Origin of the sequence: Desulfobaculum bizertense DSM 18034, from assembly GCF_900167065.1 — a bacterium.
In the GTDB taxonomy this organism is placed as follows: domain Bacteria; phylum Desulfobacterota; class Desulfovibrionia; order Desulfovibrionales; family Desulfovibrionaceae; genus Desulfobaculum; species Desulfobaculum bizertense.
In genome coordinates this window covers 171945-188666 of the sequence record NZ_FUYA01000005.1, presented here as the reverse complement: position 1 = coordinate 188666, position 16722 = coordinate 171945, and the positions used below count along the sequence as shown (strand labels likewise).

Sequence of the window (16722 nt, the reverse complement as noted above, 5' to 3'; positions counted from 1 at the left end):
GCTGGGAGGCCTGGAGTGTTTTGGTCTTGGCTAGATTTCGAAGAGCATTTCGAGATCGTCGCGGGTCAGATTCTTAAAGGAATCCTTGCCCGGAATGATTGCGTCGGCAATGCCTTTCTTTTCCTGCTGGAGAGTCAGAATCTTTTCTTCAACAGTACCGGAGCAGATCATCTTGTAGGAGAAGACCTGTCTGGTCTGGCCAATACGGTGTGTTCGGTCAGTTGCCTGAGCTTCCACAGCCGGGTTCCACCACGGGTCGTAGTGGATAACGTAGTCTGCGGAGGTCAGGTTCAGACCCGTACCACCTGCTTTCAGCGAAATCAGGAAGATTGGAATTTCTGGGGTGTTATTGAATCTGTCAACCTGATCAAAACGGTCCTTGCTGGAGCCATCAAGATAGCAGAACGGTGTCTCGTTGATCTGGAGCCACGATCTGATGATGTGAAGCATGGAGACGAACTGGGAGAAGACCAGAACCTTGTGGCCTTCTTCGATGATGTCGGAAACCATGTTCTTGAAGGCGTCGAATTTGCCCGAAGGCAGGTTGGTCGAGACACCCGGAATATCCAGCTTGAGCAGGCGAGGGTGACAACAAATCTGGCGCAGCTTGAGCAGTGCGTCCAGAATGGACATTTGGCTCTTGGCCATGCCCTTTTCGTCCACGTCTGCCAGAACCTGATCGCGAAGCTTTTTGGCGAGCATGGAGTACAGCTCCATCTGCTCTTCGGCCAGCGCGCAGTACTGCACGCTTTCGATCTTCGGCGGAAGGTCCTTTGCCACCGCGCTCTTGGTACGGCGCAGAATGAACGGCTTTACGCGGGTCCGCAGGTAGTCCAGTGTTTCTTCATCGCCATCCTTGATGGGTTTGATGATGCCACGCTGGAACGAATGCTGGGAACCGAGGAAACCGGGCATCAGGAACTCGAAGAGACTCCACAGCTCAAAGAGGTTGTTCTCGATGGGCGTACCAGAGAGGCAGATGCGCAGATCAGAATCAATCATGCGGACCGCTCTGGAGGTGATGGTGTTCGGGTTCTTGATGTTCTGTGCTTCGTCAAGAATAAGCGAGGTGAACTCGTAATTTTTCAGTTCCTCAAGGTCTCGGCGAAGAAGTGCATAGGTCGTGAAAACGAGCTGTGCCTTGGGAATTTTTTTGAACAGGTGGTCGCGGCGAGCACCATAAATCGTCAGACGCTTGAGCTGGGGAACAAATTTTTCTGCTTCTCGCTCCCAGTTGGGCAAAACAGAGGTCGGCACAACGATAAGGCTGGGCTTGGTGGCTCCATTTTCAGTAAGATGCAGCAGGAATGACAGGGTCTGAATGGTTTTACCAAGACCCATTTCGTCAGCCAGAATGCCACCAAAGCCGTATTCGTTCAGGAAGTTCAGGAAGGATACACCCTGAACCTGATACGGGCGAAGCGTTGCATTCAGCGTCTCAGGCTGGTTCACCGGAGTGATCTGCTCAAAGCTATGGATTTTTTCTTTCAGGTTATCCCAGAAACCGTCGGTGACAGCATCGGGAAGATCTTCCAGAATTTTGTCCAGCACAGGAGCTTCGTACTGCTTGAACTCTTTTTGCGGCGGCTTTTCAGGATCGAAGCCCATAGTCTTGAGCTTGTGTCCAAGCTTTTCGAGCCACTTTTCAGGCAGGCTTGTGTAGGAGCCGTCCTTGAGCTGAACGTAGCGCTTTCCGCTGGTCCATGCTTCCCAAATGATGTCGATCGGCACCCGGTGGCCGTCGTATTCGACGTTAAGATCAAGGGTGAACCAGGAATTGTTTTCCTCTTCCTGTTCATCACTTTTGACCTCGGCCACGATGTTCGGGGTGCTCAGGCGGACCTTGTAGCGGGTGAGATTCTTTTCACCGTAGACGCGGTACTTTTCGACAAGGGCAGGGTAGTTGTCGAGCAGGAAACTAATGGCTTCTTCTGGTTCGAGGAACCATGTATCCGTGTCTCTGGGCTGGAACCCCATCTCCAGAAGCGTCGCAGTCAGTTCCGCTTCTTTTTGCTGCTGGCGCAGGATGAGGTAAGACTTGCCCTCATAAGAGTAGCTGCCTGTCTGGAGGTCCGGATCTGGTCCGGGAAGCGCTGCTTCGCCGTGTTCTGTCTCGTAGGCGTTGTGAATGCGCAGGGTCAGCAGACTTCCTTCCTCATCAAGGAAGAGCTTTGGTGCGTATTCTGCCGGGATGAAGAACGGACTCATTTTTTCGATGAATTCGTCCTGTCCGTGTACGTCCGACGACGGAAGTTTGGTCCAGACTCGATCAAGAAATTCGGAAATGTCATTGTTTTGAATGACAGGGCTGGACTGGGTCATGTCCCGAATCAGCTCAGGAGACAAGCCTGTCTGAACCGGGTAAAAAGTCTGTTTGTAATATGCCCAGATAGGAAGCTGCCCATAGAAGTAGACCTGCTCGTCACGGATGGAAAAGGGAATTTTCCCTTCGTGGTCAAGCAGGACGTCGAAGGCGACGCCGTCTTCGCTGATAACGGGGGAGAGCTTGAGGCGCATTGTGCGTGGCTCAATGCGAATAATCTGCTCGGAGTCTTCCCGGAAGATGTAATATTCATCTTGAATAGCCCAGAAAAACCAGGAGATCAGACCTTCGGGAATGTCAACGCGGTGTCCTGCGTAATCAAGGTAGCGGCTGATTTGCTCGGCAACCTGAGGCAGACGAGGAGAAACCTCGCACCAGTCGTCATTGTTGATGATCTGCTCAAGGGTCACTTCATTTTGCACGGTGGACAGGCCAGATTTGTTTTGGCGTGCCCGGTAGAATGCGACCTGAAGTCGGCCCGGTTCTGGGAAAAATCGAAAAATGAGGTAATGTTTACCAGCTTCTGGCTCCGGCTCGGTAGCAAAGTACGAGCGGAAGCACTGCCGCCAGTCCGAGCTTTGCTGCGGGGCGGTGCCTTCTTCTTTGACTTCAAAAGTCTGGTAAAGTTTGAGTGCGGTTGCTCCGACGTGCTTGCACACGCCAGAAAAGGAATCCGGGCAGTTACAGTAGAAATTAACAGTTCCCTCAGAGAGGTTAAGACCAAGCTCAGAACTATAGGCCTGAAAGTCTTCTCCTTCTATCTGTCCTTCTACGTCCCAGTATCCTTCCCGTTTGTTAAGGGAAAGTTTCTGGACGCCATTGTTGCTCACAATCTGTCGAGCGCCGTCCAGAATGTAGTCGGGTACGGTAAAGTTGATGAATTCCTGAAGAAGATTTTCTACAATCTTCTCATCAGCATTGTCCATAATCTTGTTAGCCTCTCACTTCTCGCTGGATTGAGCTTCGGCACCCTTCGGCGGGTATGCGGACCTTGGAAGAGCCTTTGAAGCCTGCGCGATTATATACATCTGCGTATGTTTTTCAAGGGGCCTTGGCATTTTGCTGACTCTGCTTCATACTCATGAACAGACGTATGAGTTGGCAGAGTGTCAAGTTTACCCTCTTTTGATCAATTCGGAAAGCACACAAGGAAAATGATATGGCTGCCCGCAGCTTGGCTATTCGTGTATTTATTGTTCTAATATCCTGTTTTCTTTGCGCTTGTGGCTCAGGCGCGGAGCAGGATAAATCTGCATCGTCAGCCTCTGGTTCCCAAAGTGCACAGACTGAGTCTGACGCACAAGGTGGTCAGGCAAGTGCGCAAATCCCCTCTTCTCCCGAGCAGGGGGGCATGCTTGTGCGTGGTCTTATTGGAGAACCTTCCAATCTCCTTTCTCCACTGGCCTCAGATTCTGCATCAATGGAAGTGACTTCAATGCTCTATGTGTCTCTTGTTCGCTACAACAAAGACATTGAGCTTGAGCCGTATGCAGCCAAGTCGTACGAGGTCCTTGATGGGGGCAAACGTCTTCGCTTTGTCTTGCGGCAGGGCATCCTGTGGCAGGATGGTCAGGAGCTGACCGCTGATGACGTCGAATTTACGTGGCGAATGATGGTTGACCCCAAAACACCGACGGCATACTCAGAAAATTATAAGCGGGTCAAAGAATTTCGGAAAATTGACCGATATACTTTTGAGATTGTGTACGACAAGCCCTTTGCCAAGGCGCTTGTTTCGTGGGCAATGGACATTATGCCCAAGCATATTTTGCAGGGCGAAAACCTCATGAATACCCGCTACAGCAGGAATCCTGTTGGCGCTGGTCCTTTTGTCCTCAAGGAATGGAAAGCCGGACAGTCTCTTGTTTTGGCTGCCAACCCTCAGTATTTTCTTGGCCGTCCACATCTTGATGGCATAGCATTCAAGATTATTCCAGATAGCGCAGCCATGTTTCTTGAACTGGAGTCCCAGAATCTTGATTATATGGGGCTGTCTCCGCAGCAGTATCTTTTCCAGACCAAAGGTCCGTCCTGGGAACAGAACTTCAAAAAGTTCAAATACTTGTCCTTTGGGTATAATTTTGTGGGCTGGAATTTTAAAAAGAAACTGTTTCAGGACAAGCGGGTTCGTCAGGCCCTTGCCTATGGCGTCAATACAGACGCGGTTATCAAGGGTGTCTACATGGGCTTTGCCGAGCCGACCGTTGGCCCGTATAAGCCGGGAACATGGGTGTATAATACAAAGCTGAAGCCGTATCCGTATGATGTTGCCAAGGCAAAGGCGCTTTTGGCGGAAGCTGGTTGGACCGATTCGGACGGCGATGGAGTTTTGGATAAGGACGGCAAGCCGTTCTCGTTTACGATTCTGACGAACCAGGGCAATGAGCAGCGAATTAAAATAGCTACGATTGTGCAGGCAAATCTTAAAGATTTGGGCATCGTGGTGAAGATGCGGACTGTGGAGTGGGCCGCGTTTTTGAAGCAGTTCCTTGATACCGCGAACTTTGATGCGGTGGTTATGGGCTGGACCATTCCGCAGGACCCGGATATTTATAATGTTTGGCATTCTTCAAAAGCGGTTGCTGGTGGCCTGAATTTTATTCGTTACAGCAATCCGCAGCTTGATGAGCTTGTGGCCAAGGGACGAGACCTGATGGATCAGGCCGAACGCAAGGCTGTTTATGACAGGGCGCAGGAGATTCTTTATAAAGAGCAGCCCTATCTGTTCCTGTGTGTCCCACAGGCTTTGCCTGTTGTTTCATCCCGTTTTCAAAATGTTTCGACGGCACCCGCGGGGATTTCTCATAACTTGGAATGGTGGTGGGTGCCGAAAATGATGCAGCGCCATACTCTGGAGCCGTGATCTCAAAGGAAGCACTGGCATAATGATACGAATTCACGAAATACTTGAAAAAACAAAGGGCTTTTTACCTGAAAAAGATCAGGCCCTTATTCAGAAGGCGTACGTGTATTCTGCAACGGCTCATGCCGGGCAGACGCGACGCTCTGGTGAACCATACCTGTCGCATCCTCTGGAAGTCGCCAACACACTGGCAGACATGCGACTGGATGGGGCGACCATTGCGGCTGGCCTTTTGCACGACACAGTAGAAGATACCAAAGCTTCCATTGAGGACATCGACAGTCTGTTTGGGGAAGAGGTTGCAGACATTGTTGATGGTGTGACCAAGATTAGCCGGATGCAGATGTCGTTTGATTCCAAGGAAGCTGCACAGGCCGAGAATATTCGCAAAATGGTGATGGCCATGAGCGAAGATATTCGCGTGCTGATGGTGAAGCTCTGTGACCGCCTGCATAACATGCGGACCATGCAGTTTATGCTTCCACACAAGCAGCGGTCCATTTCCCGCGAGACCTTGGATATTTATGCTCCGCTAGCGAACCGTCTTGGTTTGCACCGCATTAAGGTTGAACTGGAAGACCTGAGTTTGCAGTATCTGAAACCGGATGTGTACACCCAGCTGAGCAAGGGCTTGCATGAACGGTCTCAGGAAGGGCAGGCGTACATTGATCGGGTTATCGCCCTGATTTATAAAAAGCTGACGTCAAATAGCATCTCTGGTCGAGTGACAGGGCGCATCAAGCATATTTACAGCACCTATCACAAGATGCAGCAGCAGGGTCTGACTCTGGACAAGGTTCACGATATTATTGCTTTTCGTGTGATTGTTCAGAGCATCAAGGACTGCTACGCGGTGCTTGGCCTTGCTCATGCAGACTGGAAGCCTGTTCCCGGGCGCTTCAAGGATTACATATCCATGCCTAAGGCGAATATGTACCAGAGTCTTCATACGACGGTCATTGGTCCTGAGGGTGAGCGCATTGAGATTCAGATTCGTACGGAAGAAATGCACCGTATTGCAGAATATGGTGTGGCGTCGCACTGGAGCTACAAGGAAGGGAACAAAGCGCAGTCCAAGGACATGGAGCGCTTCTCGTGGTTGCGGGAAATCATGGACTGGCAGAAGGAAGAATCTGATCCCAAGGAGTTTATGAAGTCATTGCGCTTCGATCTGTTCAAGGACGAAGTGTACGTTTTCACACCCCGTGGTGATGTGAAAGAACTTCCTGATGGGGCCACCCCTGTGGACTTTGCGTACCTGATTCACTCCGAAGTTGGAGATCACTGCGCAGGTGCACGAGTCAATGGCCGACTGGTTCCGCTGGCGAGAAAGCTTCGAAATGGCGATACGGTTGAGGTTATTTCTGACTCGAATCGTCGTCCGAGCCGGGACTGGCTCAAGTTTGTCAAAACAGCAAAGGCCAGAACTCGCATTAAGCATTTTATCCGGACTGAGGAACGGGCGCGTTCCATTGCTCTTGCCCGTGAGATGCTGGAGAAAGAAGGCCGAAAAATGGGCCTGAATGTGGCCAAGCTCATTAAGTCAGGTGATCTGGAAAGCGTTGCCGCAGAATTTTCGTTCAAGACTGTGGACGAGCTGTTTTCTGCGGTGGGGTATTCCCGTCTGACGCCGCGTCAGGTTTTGAACCGTCTTATGCCCGCGCCAACGGCGACCGTGGCAGAGACAGATCTTTTGCCGGATGAGCGTTCTGCTCAGCCTCAGCAGCAACAGGAACAGCAGGAGCGGGGCACAGACAATATTAAAATCAGTGGCGTGGATGATGTCCTGATTCGTTTTGCAAAGTGCTGTAATCCTGTCCCTGGTGATCCGATTATTGGATACATTAGCCGAGGAAAAGGCGTGACGGTTCACACTGTGGACTGCCCGAATACCTCGAACATGGAGCCAGAGCGTTTGCTGAATATTTCGTGGGAGAATGAGCAGGATCGCTTGTATTCCGCGAAGATTCGCATTCTGTGCAAGGATGAGCCGGGGATGCTTTCACGCATTGCCAGCAAGTTGTCTGCTCAGGAGGTGAATATTGATTCTGGGAATTTCCGTTCCAATGTGGATGGGAATTCAGAACTGGTGTTCATCATTGGGGTTCGAGACTCCAAGCATTTGTATAAGACGCTGGATGTCATCAGTGCAATTCCGCACGTGATTGAAGCCGTTCGTGTGACAACACGGGCGCCATCCTGATAGCGCGTCGTCTACAAAAAAATAAAAGGCCCGGATTACCGGGCCTTTTTTGTGTCTGGAAAAGGACAGGGTGACGATGCTGGAGAGAGGGAGAGAAGGATTGCGTTTCTCTCGAAGTGCTTTACCACCGCCGCGGTGTCCTCTGAGGAGCTCCAGTCACATGTGGACTCGCCTAAACGTTTGGACACAATACCAGTTCATCTATATGCCGCACGCCACGCAGGAAGAGAGCAGTGCATGGCAGAGGACAAAATTTGACGGAAATATACTTCGGTGCAGGTGGGGGACAAGGTGGGGGAATCGTCTGGGGGAACCCACCTACACCGAAAAGTTTTCTGACGAGACCTTGTTTTGCCGCTCAGGGTCTATGCCGCCAGAATCCCAAACTGCGGAAGAATGCGTCGCAAAACATCATACTGATGCGCTGCGAGAGCATCGTGGAACAGTTTCCAGCTACTGCGATAAAAACCGTCCCACATATGGAACTCTGGACCTTGGGGCGTGCTCGCGACGGCACGGCCAAGAGCCTGGAATTGCCACGAATTTGGACCCTTGTGAATGTACTGAGGTACGACTTCATAGCCAAAGTCTTCACGAAGGGAGCGTAACCAGTTTTCGTGGCGAGAGTTGCCATCTTCCTCAGTAAATTTTTCAAAATTCATGCGAATGAGGGCCAGAGCTGAGTCTGAGAGACCCTCGGTGTTTTCAAACTGGGCATTCCGGGTTCGGAATGCGCGGGCAGCGCGGCACATCATGTCAGCGGCATGAAGAAATTCCAGCGTATTGTTTCTTGTATGCCGATGACCATACGCGTCCTGATATGACCAGCTGAGGTATGGCAAATCAGGGTACGATAGTGCTGCTCCGTGCCCAAGTGGGAGCGCATCTCCCACGAATTGGCCTGTGGCCTTGTCAAAGCAGTCGCCAAAGTAGGTGCAGATTTTTTGGAACCACGGCCGGGTTGCATCGGATTCGTGGCGAATGTCACGAATGTCGTTATGGGGATGGTTGATTCCTGCAAATTCTTGATGTGCCCATGTGTCCGCATACACATGGAGAGTGACTCCAAGGCGCATCAGGGCGTACTGTGCATCAGCATCGCGAATGCAGGCCCGAACCATTTCCCGGGCAACCTCACTGTCTGGCTTGCAAACAAAACGCTCTGCTGGATGTCCCTGCTCGTTCGTATTGCCGGGCAGGAAGTGAAAAGGAATCCAAACAAGATGGTTCGCAAGTTCCTTAAAGTTCCGGTAATCAAGCATCTCGTGTGCGGAGCAGATGCGTGCAAACATCTCTCCATCATCAAAACGCACGGGATGGGAATTAACCGCATCATCAACATACTGGGCAGCATACGCAATCTGGCTTGCATCTTCATGCCCAAAACCAGCCTCGCGGGCGACGACATAGCTGACAGTATGGTGAAAATCTATCTGCATAGCACCTTCCCAGTGAGAAAGAGAATATCTAAAGGTCTATATTGCAGAAAGTGCTGTGTCAAGGTGGTTCCAAAAGATTACGAGAAAGTAGGCTCTTATGTAAAAAAGGTAGGGAAGGTAGGGTGTTTTCTGCGGGAGCTGTGGGTAGGGCAAAAAAAGACTGCCTGCATCCAGAAGGCACAGGCAGTCGAATAGGACTTTGGATATTTTAGCGCGCGTCGAGCAGAGCCTCGGCGAGCTGGGCAAATCCATAACCTCCACGTTCTGGAGTGATCCAGCTTGGTAGTGCATCCATTTCCTGCTCAAGGTCTTTGACGTTGGCGACGCCTACCCCATGAGGGAAAAAGGAGAACATTGGGCAGTCATTGGGAGAGTCGCCACAGAACACGACCTGTTCGCGGATTGCATCGAGATCTTCGCCGTAGACTTCTTTGAGGAATGTTCTGGTCATGGAAAGCTTGTCATAGCCGCCAAACCAGCCATTGACGTGGATAGAGCTGATTTTTGCCTCGGCACCAACTTCTGAGAACATCTCTGCAATGTGGCGAACTTCAGTCATGGGCAGGGCTGGAACGTCTTCACAAAAATCAATGGCGAGATCTGCCTCGCGGTAGGCCTGATCCGCTGCGACTGCGCAACCGGGAATTTCTTCCAGAATTTTGCATTCCAGAGCCTTGAGCTTTTTGCGATCCTCGATGCGTTCTGTTTCATTCTTAAAATAGCGGCGAACCATTTTGCGGGACTCCGCGTCATAGCGGAAATAAAAGGCACCGTTTTCTCCAACCAGTCCGTCAACGGGCCACATGCGGGCAATGTGATCGCACCAGCCAGCAGGGCGGCCTGTGATGGGAATAACTTTGATGCCTGCGGTGTGAAGCTTTTCCATTGCCATGTATGCAGCGGCCGGAAGCTGGCCGTCGTTGGTCAGGGTATCGTCAATGTCTGTGAGCACGTAGCGGATTTTGGCACGTGCCTCGCGGGAAAATTCGATAAGAGGGCGCATTGCTGTTCCTTTCAATTATCAGATGAGCGTTGGCAAGTCCGTGCAGGGGACTGGCTCTCGAGAGAGTATACAAATTTTATTGAGAAATATCCGAAAAGAGCGGTAGCCAAATTTGAGCCGAAGGAAAAGGAAATTTCGTAAAAAAAGGCGGACAACCCAAAGGTTATCCGCCTAAATAGCTAAGTGGCAGGCTTATTTGCCCAGCTCAATGCTGCGCAGATAGGCTTTGTTGACAGCTTCAACAATCGTTGCCCGAACGGCATTCGCATCCATGTGATTGGTTGCTGCGATTGTTGTCCCTGCGGGCGAACAGACCATTTCGCGAAGTTCGGAAATGTGCTTGTCGCTTTGCTCAACCAGTGCGGTTGAGCCTGTGCACAGGGCCTGTGTCATTGCTGTGGCCTGTGTTCGAGACAGACCCAAGGTGACGCCTGCTTCGATCATCGCTTCCATGAAATAGAAAACATATGCAGGGCCGGAGCCAACCAGTGCGGTAAACGCGTCAAACTGCTGCTCGGGCAGGACGTTGACCTGACCAAGGCTTTCCAGAGCGCTGACGATAAAGTCTTTTTGCTCCTGGCTGAGCTTGGCGTCATCAAGGCAGACCGCAAAGCAGCCCTTGCCAATCATGGCCGGGGTGTTGGGCATAATCCGCACCACTGGGACAGTGGTTCCAGAATCCTCGCGCAGCTGGTCCATGCGGATACCTGCGGCGATGGACAAGAGACACTGGTTCTCTTTGTTGAGCACCGGGCCGATTTCAGCAAGGAGTGGCTTCATGTACTGCGGCTTGACGGCAACGATAACGTAGTCAGCCTTGCTGGCCAGTTCCGTTGCAGAACGCGCAGTCACCATGCTGCATTTTTCTCCAAGGCATTTCATGCTGGCTTCGTTCACGTCGAAGCCCACGATGGTCAGGTCGTCGCGGCAGGAAAGGCCTTTTACAATGGCGCTTCCCATGTTGCCAAGGCCGACGACACCCAGAACGGTTTTCATACAGCTCTCGCTTTAGCCCACTATCTCCAGTTGATTGAAGAAATAGGCGATTTCTGTAGCAGCGGTTTCGGGGGCATCGGAACCGTGGACGGAATTCGCTTCAATGTTTTTAGCAAAACGCTTGCGGATTGTCCCCTCTGCGGCATTTTCCGGATTTGTGGCACCCATCAGCTCGCGGTAGCGGCTAATGGCATTCTCGCCTTCGAGTACAGACACAACACAGGGACCAGAACACATGTAGTCCGTCAGGTCATTGAAGAACGGACGGTCTTTGTGCACGGCATAAAAGCCTTCGGCCTGCGCCTTGGTCATGTGAATCTTTTTGGTGGCAGCAATGCGCAGTCCGCTGTCCTCAATCATGGCAAAAATTTTACCAATGAGGTTTCGTTCTACGGCATCGGGTTTCACAATCGAAAAGGTGCGTTCTGTCGTCATAAGCTCTCCAAAAGGTATGAGTGGATGTCCAGAAGTCGGACACCGCCCTGAAAGAGCCTCTTAACTCAGGAGCATTCTGTCAGAGGAGAAATCTTCACCCTTGACCGCGTAGAAGCGGGCCAAAAGTTCATTGACGGTGAGCGCCTGTTTTGCTTCTCCAGACACATCAAGGATAACCTCTCCCTGGTGCAGCATGATGAGGCGATTTCCCATTTTAATGGCCTGATTCATGTTGTGCGTAACCATCAGTGTGGTCAGCTTCAGGTCCTCGACAAGAAATTCCGTGAGTTTGAGAACAGAGTTGGCAGTCTTGGGATCAAGCGCCGCCGTATGCTCGTCCAGAAGCAGAATGTCCGGCCGTACCATCGTCGCCATGAGCAGGGTCAGAGCCTGTCGCTGGCCTCCAGACAGCAGACCGATTCGGTCATTGAGCCGGTCCTCAAGCCCCAGTCCAATCTTGTGAACTTCTTTGCGGAAGTAGGCCTTGTCCGCAGCGGTAACGCCGGGGCGAAAGCTCCGTTTTGAGGAGCGTCGACGGGCAAGGGCAAGATTCTGGGCAATGGTCATGGAGGCACAGGTCCCCATCAGAGGGTCCTGAAAGACTCGTCCCATATGACGTGCGCGGCGGTACTCCGGCCAGCGCGTGATGTCATTTTCCATGAGGACGATCGAACCACTATCAGGAAAATACGTCCCCGCCAAGGTGTTCAGAAGAGTAGACTTTCCTGCTCCGTTGGAGCCAATCACTGTAATGAAGTCACCCTCGTGAATGGTGAGGTTCAGCGAGTTCAGCGCCTGAACCTCGTTGACGCTTCCTTTGTGGAAGCTGAGGCAAATATCTTCAAGTCGCAGCATTACGCAAACCTCTTTTTGAGTTTGGGAAGAGACAGGGCAGCAATAACCAGAACCGCAGTGATGAGGTTCAGGTCACTTGGAGTAAAAGAGAAGCTGCCAATCTTCAGACCAAGGGCCAGCGCAATGGCAACGCGGTACAGAACAGAACCGGCCAAAGCTGCAAAGATAGCCCGAGGGATGCTGCTGGAGCCAAACAGGGTTTCACCAACAATAACAGAGGCCAGTCCGGCAACAATGGTTCCAACACCCATGTTGACATCTGCGGCTCCCTGATTCTGGGCGACGAGTCCGCCGCACAGGGCAACCATCGCATTGGACAGGCCAACGCCGATGATAATGATTTTGTCGGTATCAACACCCTGACTGGTAATCATCTGCTTGTTGCCACCTGTGGCAAGCAGGGTCTGGCCATGTTCTGTGTAGAGGAACCACACAAGGCCGACGCAAACCAGAATGGCGACAATGCCAAAAAAGACAGGAGAGGCAATGTAGGCAGGAAGCCCAAATGCACTAATGGAATCCATAACCGTGTCGACGCCAAGCAGGGCGATGTTTGGTGCGCCCATGATTCGGATATTGATGGAATACAGCGCCGTCATGGTTAGAATGGATGCCAGCAGGTGCAGAATGCCGAACTTGGTATTCAGGATGCCTGTGACGGCACCTGCGAGGAATCCGGCAAACATGGCACAGACAAGAGAGAGCGTCGGGTCAATGCCGTGCGTGATGGCAACGGCAGTGACAGCAGCGCCAAGAGGCAGACTGCCGTCGACGGTCAGATCGGGGAAATCGAGAATTCTGAACGTCAGGTATACGCCCAGAACCATAATGCCGTACACGAGTCCCTGTTCGAGGGCGCCGAGTAACGCAAAAAGGGTCATGCTTTTTCTCGTAGAGTAAGAGTTTCGAGAAGAAGGGGGGCACTGCGACGGCCCCCCAGAGTGTCTTGAGAGAGATTATTTCAGTACCTTGTCAGCTTTTTTCAGCATGGCTTCCGGGACATCGAGACCCATAGCCTTGGCAGAAGACAGGTTGATCTGAAGAGAAAGCTCTTTTTGGAACTCAACGGGAAGATCAGCGGGAAGAACGCCATCAGCGAGGATGCGCTTTGCCATTTGACCAGCCTGAACACCGTGCTGGAAATAGTCAAAGCCAAGCGCTGCGACTGCACCACGTTCCACAGAGGAGACGTCGGCAGCATACAGCGGCATCCGGTTCTGGCGGCAGACGCGCACCAGAGATTCGATGGCAGAGATAATGGTATTGTCAGTGGGGGCGTAGATGGCATCCACACGGCCAGCAAGCGTCTTGGCGGCCATGTAAATGTCACCGGAGGTGGCGACAGTTGCTTCCTCAAGACCAAGGCCGCGCTCTTTGCAGGCAGCGCGGAGCATGTCGACCAGTGTTTTGGAGTTGGTTTCACCAGCGTTATAGACAACGCCGAGGGTTTTCAGCTCTGGCTGGAACTCGCGGATCATGTCGACGTGGCGGCCAACAGGGCTTTTGTCGGAAACACCCGTGATGTAGCCACCGGGTTTTTCGATGTTTTTGACCAGTCCGGCACCCTGAGGATCTGTGATAGCGCCAAAGATCAGTGGCGTGGTTGCCATGTGCGGAACTTTTTTCATGACCTGGGCACAGGTCTGGGCGCTGGGGGTGGCGATGGCAAGCACGAGATCGGGCTTTTCACCCGCAATGGCCTGCGCAATCTGGTTTGCAGTGGAGATTTTGGCCTGTGCATTGTGCACGGAGTATTCGACCTCGACACCACTGTCTTTGAGTGCTTTCTGGAAACCAGCAAGAACGGCGTCAAGGGCCGGGTGCTCTACGAATTGGCTTACAGAAACGTGAAATGTTTTGGCCTGCGCCGCGCTAAGCGGCATGGCTGCCAAAAGAAGTGCAGCCAGAAGGCAGAGAGTCAGACGCTTCATCGGTATCCCTTCCTGAATTAGCGTAATGGTTCGAGAGCAGAAATAGGCACCATAGTGATGGCCTTGTTATGGATTTCTGCCCAGTCTTGCAGCGCTTTGAGCGTTTCCGGGTAGGGGTGCCCAATGGCAATGGCCTGCCCTTTGCGTGTTGCGACGCGCTGCGCCTTATCCAGTTGTCTCAGGATGGCATCTCTATCACGGACATTATCAAGAAAAATGTCTCGCTGGTAGAGGACCAGTCCATCGGCACGACCTGTTTGAATAGCCACACTTGTGGGGGAGGTCAGGCTGTCCAGAAAGAACAGGCCCTGTGACTTGAGTTCGCGAAGCACTGTATCCATCCCTTCTGGATACGAGGTGAAGCGAGACCCCATGTGGTTATTGACCCCAACAGCCCGCGGCATTTGATCCAGATCAGCGCGAAGTGTGTCAAGAATTTCCCTCTGCGACATGCGGACGAAGAGTGCTCCCGGACCGGGCCGGACTTTGGGGTATGCCTTTGGCTCCATTGGCAGGTGAAGCATGACGTCGAGTCCTGCCTGTGCAGCATGGTCTGCAACCTGCGCGGAGTGTGGCATTTGCGGCAGAATAGAGAATGTTACGGGATATGGCAATTGCGAAAGTTGCCGTGCAAAATTGAGGCTGCGGCCCATATCATCAATGACAATGGAAAGTTTTCCCTGTTTTTGGGGCTGGTTCAGAGGCCCAAGAGGAATGGGAAAGCTCAGTTCATGTGTTTTAAGGCCCAGTAATGTGATGAATATTTTTTCTTTTTCGCCCTGCATGCGGGCTTCTGGTGCCCATTTTTGCAGTTCTCTTTTCAGCTCGAGCAAAAAGGCCTGAGGTTTCTCATTGAGCTCAATGTTTTGGCGCTGAAAAAGATATGGTTCGCCGTGGTAGGTGTGTAGCGAAACTTCATCCAGCTCAATGTGGGCTGGACCGTAGTTTTGGGCGATAAGACTGTGCAGAATGGCAAAGTCGACACGGCGGATGAGCTGCTCAAGTGGAGCGCCCAGCGTTTCCTCATAGAGGTGGGCGAGGTTGTCATCATGAACAGGGCCTGTGGCGGCTTCTGCTGCATGCTGCTGTGGGGCCTTTGCGGAGGAGGGCTGTACTGCTGCGGCCTGTTGCGCTGCCTGTGGAGTGGGGTCATCAGAACCCTGAAAGAGCAGGAAAAGCGTCAGAAAGAGGGCAACAAGAAGAATGGCAGTGGAGCCAACAAGATATGCTGGCTGGACAGTGAACTTTGTCGTTTTTGGGGGAGTCGGTGTCTGTTCGGGCATACCTAAAAAAAGAGCGCCGGACCATAAGGTAGCCCGGCGCTCGATGTTATGTGCTATTTGATGTTCTTTAACTTGGGCAGGCTCTTGACCATTTGCAGGGCAAGTCTGAGCTGGTTGTCACGTTCCAGCATTTCGGAAGCTTCGACGTTGGACGCCTTGGCTTTGTCACCCATTTTATCCTTGGAGTTCTTGATGTGACCTTCAAGATCGCGTTCCCGCATGATGTGCAGGACCGGGTCTTTTTTCTCAACCGGAACTTCAAAAGGATAGACAAGATCAGGCTCAATGCCTTCGGCCTGAATGGAACGGCCGCTTGGCGTGTAGTAGAGCGCTGTGGTCATCTTGATGCCGGAACCGTCAGAAAGCGGGATAACGCTCTGAACGGTGCCCTTGCCAAAGGAGCGTTCGCCAATCAGCAGGGCACGGTGGTGATCCTGCAGGGCGCCTGCAACGATTTCGGATGCAGAGGCAGAACCTGCGTTGACCAGGAGGACCATGGGAACCTTCACGTCACGGGAAGAGCTGTGCGCGTTGAAGTCCTTGCGGCTCCGCTTGTCGCGACCCTGAATGTACACGATGTTTCCATCAGACAGGAAGGTGTCGGCAACAGAAACAGCCTGATCCAGCAGTCCGCCGGGGTTGTTACGCAGGTCAAGGACGATGCCTTTGAGCGGCTTGTCTTTGCTGTACTTGTTAATCAGCGCACGCATTTCCTTGGTGGTGTGCTCATGGAAGCGGGTCAGCCGGAGGTACAGGTACCCGTCTTCAAGCATGGTGCCCTTTGCGCCAAGGACCGGAATGGTGTCACGCTTGAGCGTGATTTTTTCTGGAGTGCTGCTGCCTTTGTGCAGGACAGAAAGCGTAATGTCGGAGCCTTTGGGGCCACGAATGCGCTTGACGGCTTCAATAAGCGACATGTCCTGTGTGCTTTCACCATTAATTTCAAGAATGGTGTCTCCAGCCTTGAGGCCAGCCTTGTATGCCGGGGTGTCCTCAATGGGAGAGATAACGGTCAGCCAGCCGTTTTTGAGAGAAATTTCAATACCGATTCCACTGAATTCTCCAGAGGTGCCAATGCGCATCTCTTTGAATTCTTCGGGGTTCATAAACGCAGAGTGCGGGTCAAGCTGCTGGAGCATGCCCTTGATGGCTCCGTTTATGAGTTCGTCACGGGTAACATCCCGGACATACTGGCGTTCAATCATATCCATAGCCTGACTAAAGCGTTTGAGCGGGCCATAGAGGTCTTCGCCCAGAGCTTGTGGTGTCCCGGTAGAAATGGACATCACGAACAGCAGGATGGAAGTGAAAATCCAGACGGTAAAACGCATGTAAGCCTCCGGCTAAGTGAAGTAAAACGGCCCTGACAAGCCGTGTCTGGCACGTATGAG

The 16722-nt window shown here is 52.2% G+C and carries 12 protein-coding genes; 2 read left to right on the top strand and 10 right to left on the bottom strand.

The window, feature by feature from the left end:
• Positions 1-30 precede the first annotated feature (30 nt).
• Positions 31-3249 (bottom strand): DEAD/DEAH box helicase, encoded by a 3219-nt coding sequence (locus B5D23_RS09115; RefSeq protein ID WP_078685119.1) that lies wholly within the window; start codon positions 3247-3249, stop codon positions 31-33.
• Positions 3250-3482: 233 nt separating this feature from the next.
• On the opposite strand from B5D23_RS09115, the gene B5D23_RS09110 reads away from it, so the two are divergent.
• Positions 3483-5186, top strand: a complete 1704-nt coding sequence (locus B5D23_RS09110; RefSeq protein WP_078685118.1) for a peptide-binding protein — start codon at positions 3483-3485, stop codon at positions 5184-5186.
• Positions 5187-5208: 22 nt separating this feature from the next.
• Positions 5209-7389: a RelA/SpoT family protein gene (locus B5D23_RS09105; protein WP_078685117.1), complete on the top strand. Its 2181-nt coding sequence runs from the start codon at positions 5209-5211 to the stop codon at positions 7387-7389.
• A 365-nt stretch (positions 7390-7754) separates the two neighbouring features.
• Here the strand turns inward: B5D23_RS09105 and B5D23_RS09100 are convergent, their stop codons facing one another.
• From B5D23_RS09100 to B5D23_RS09060, 9 genes are all read right to left on the bottom strand, one after another.
• Positions 7755-8828 carry a DUF6765 family protein gene (locus tag B5D23_RS09100; protein WP_078685116.1) on the bottom strand — a complete coding sequence of 358 codons (1074 nt, stop codon included), beginning with the start codon at positions 8826-8828 and terminating at the stop codon, positions 7755-7757.
• Positions 8829-9036: 208 nt separating this feature from the next.
• Positions 9037-9831, bottom strand: coding sequence for an HAD-IIB family hydrolase (locus tag B5D23_RS09095; protein WP_078685115.1), 795 nt, complete (start codon positions 9829-9831; stop codon positions 9037-9039).
• 192 nt (positions 9832-10023) lie between these two features.
• A complete protein-coding gene (gene proC, locus B5D23_RS09090; RefSeq protein ID WP_078685114.1) occupies positions 10024-10827 on the bottom strand; it encodes a pyrroline-5-carboxylate reductase in 804 nt (267 codons plus the stop codon).
• A 12-nt stretch (positions 10828-10839) separates the two neighbouring features.
• A complete protein-coding gene (gene ndk / locus B5D23_RS09085; protein ID WP_078685113.1) occupies positions 10840-11262 on the bottom strand; it encodes a nucleoside-diphosphate kinase in 423 nt (140 codons plus the stop codon).
• A 60-nt stretch (positions 11263-11322) separates the two neighbouring features.
• The gene (locus tag B5D23_RS09080) at positions 11323-12117 is read right to left on the bottom strand and encodes an ABC transporter ATP-binding protein (protein ID WP_078685112.1); all 795 of its coding nucleotides are present in this window, start codon (positions 12115-12117) and stop codon (positions 11323-11325) included.
• Positions 12117-12998, bottom strand: coding sequence for an ABC transporter permease (locus B5D23_RS09075; protein WP_078685111.1), 882 nt, complete (start codon positions 12996-12998; stop codon positions 12117-12119). The genes B5D23_RS09080 and B5D23_RS09075 overlap by 1 nt, the downstream gene beginning before the upstream one ends.
• A gap of 75 nt (positions 12999-13073) precedes the next feature.
• On the bottom strand, positions 13074-14048 hold the full coding sequence (locus B5D23_RS09070) for an ABC transporter substrate-binding protein (protein ID WP_078685110.1): 975 nt from the start codon (positions 14046-14048) through the stop codon (positions 13074-13076).
• 17 nt (positions 14049-14065) lie between these two features.
• A complete protein-coding gene (locus tag B5D23_RS09065) occupies positions 14066-15331 on the bottom strand; it encodes a divergent polysaccharide deacetylase family protein (RefSeq protein WP_078685109.1) in 1266 nt (421 codons plus the stop codon).
• Between the two features lie 53 nt (positions 15332-15384).
• Positions 15385-16662: a S41 family peptidase gene (locus tag B5D23_RS09060; protein ID WP_078685108.1), complete on the bottom strand. Its 1278-nt coding sequence runs from the start codon at positions 16660-16662 to the stop codon at positions 15385-15387.
• Between the last annotated feature and the right edge of the window lie 60 nt (positions 16663-16722).

Bases quoted from the DNA above. Each gene is read 5' to 3' on its own strand.
- B5D23_RS09115 (WP_078685119.1), bottom strand. From the start codon at position 3,249: ATGGACAATGCTGATGAGAAGATTGTAGAAAATCTTCTTCAGGAATTC.
- B5D23_RS09095 (WP_078685115.1), bottom strand. From the start codon at position 9,831: ATGCGCCCTCTTATCGAATTTTCCCGCGAGGCACGTGCCAAAATCCGC.
- B5D23_RS09060 (WP_078685108.1), bottom strand. From the start codon at position 16,662: ATGCGTTTTACCGTCTGGATTTTCACTTCCATCCTGCTGTTCGTGATG.
- B5D23_RS09110 (WP_078685118.1), top strand. From the start codon at position 3,483: ATGGCTGCCCGCAGCTTGGCTATTCGTGTATTTATTGTTCTAATATCC.
- proC (WP_078685114.1), bottom strand. From the start codon at position 10,827: ATGAAAACCGTTCTGGGTGTCGTCGGCCTTGGCAACATGGGAAGCGCC.
- B5D23_RS09075 (WP_078685111.1), bottom strand. From the start codon at position 12,998: ATGACCCTTTTTGCGTTACTCGGCGCCCTCGAACAGGGACTCGTGTAC.
- B5D23_RS09100 (WP_078685116.1), bottom strand. From the start codon at position 8,828: ATGCAGATAGATTTTCACCATACTGTCAGCTATGTCGTCGCCCGCGAG.
- B5D23_RS09070 (WP_078685110.1), bottom strand. From the start codon at position 14,048: ATGAAGCGTCTGACTCTCTGCCTTCTGGCTGCACTTCTTTTGGCAGCC.
- B5D23_RS09080 (WP_078685112.1), bottom strand. From the start codon at position 12,117: ATGCTGCGACTTGAAGATATTTGCCTCAGCTTCCACAAAGGAAGCGTC.
- B5D23_RS09105 (WP_078685117.1), top strand. From the start codon at position 5,209: ATGATACGAATTCACGAAATACTTGAAAAAACAAAGGGCTTTTTACCT.
- B5D23_RS09065 (WP_078685109.1), bottom strand. From the start codon at position 15,331: ATGCCCGAACAGACACCGACTCCCCCAAAAACGACAAAGTTCACTGTC.
- ndk (WP_078685113.1), bottom strand. From the start codon at position 11,262: ATGACGACAGAACGCACCTTTTCGATTGTGAAACCCGATGCCGTAGAA.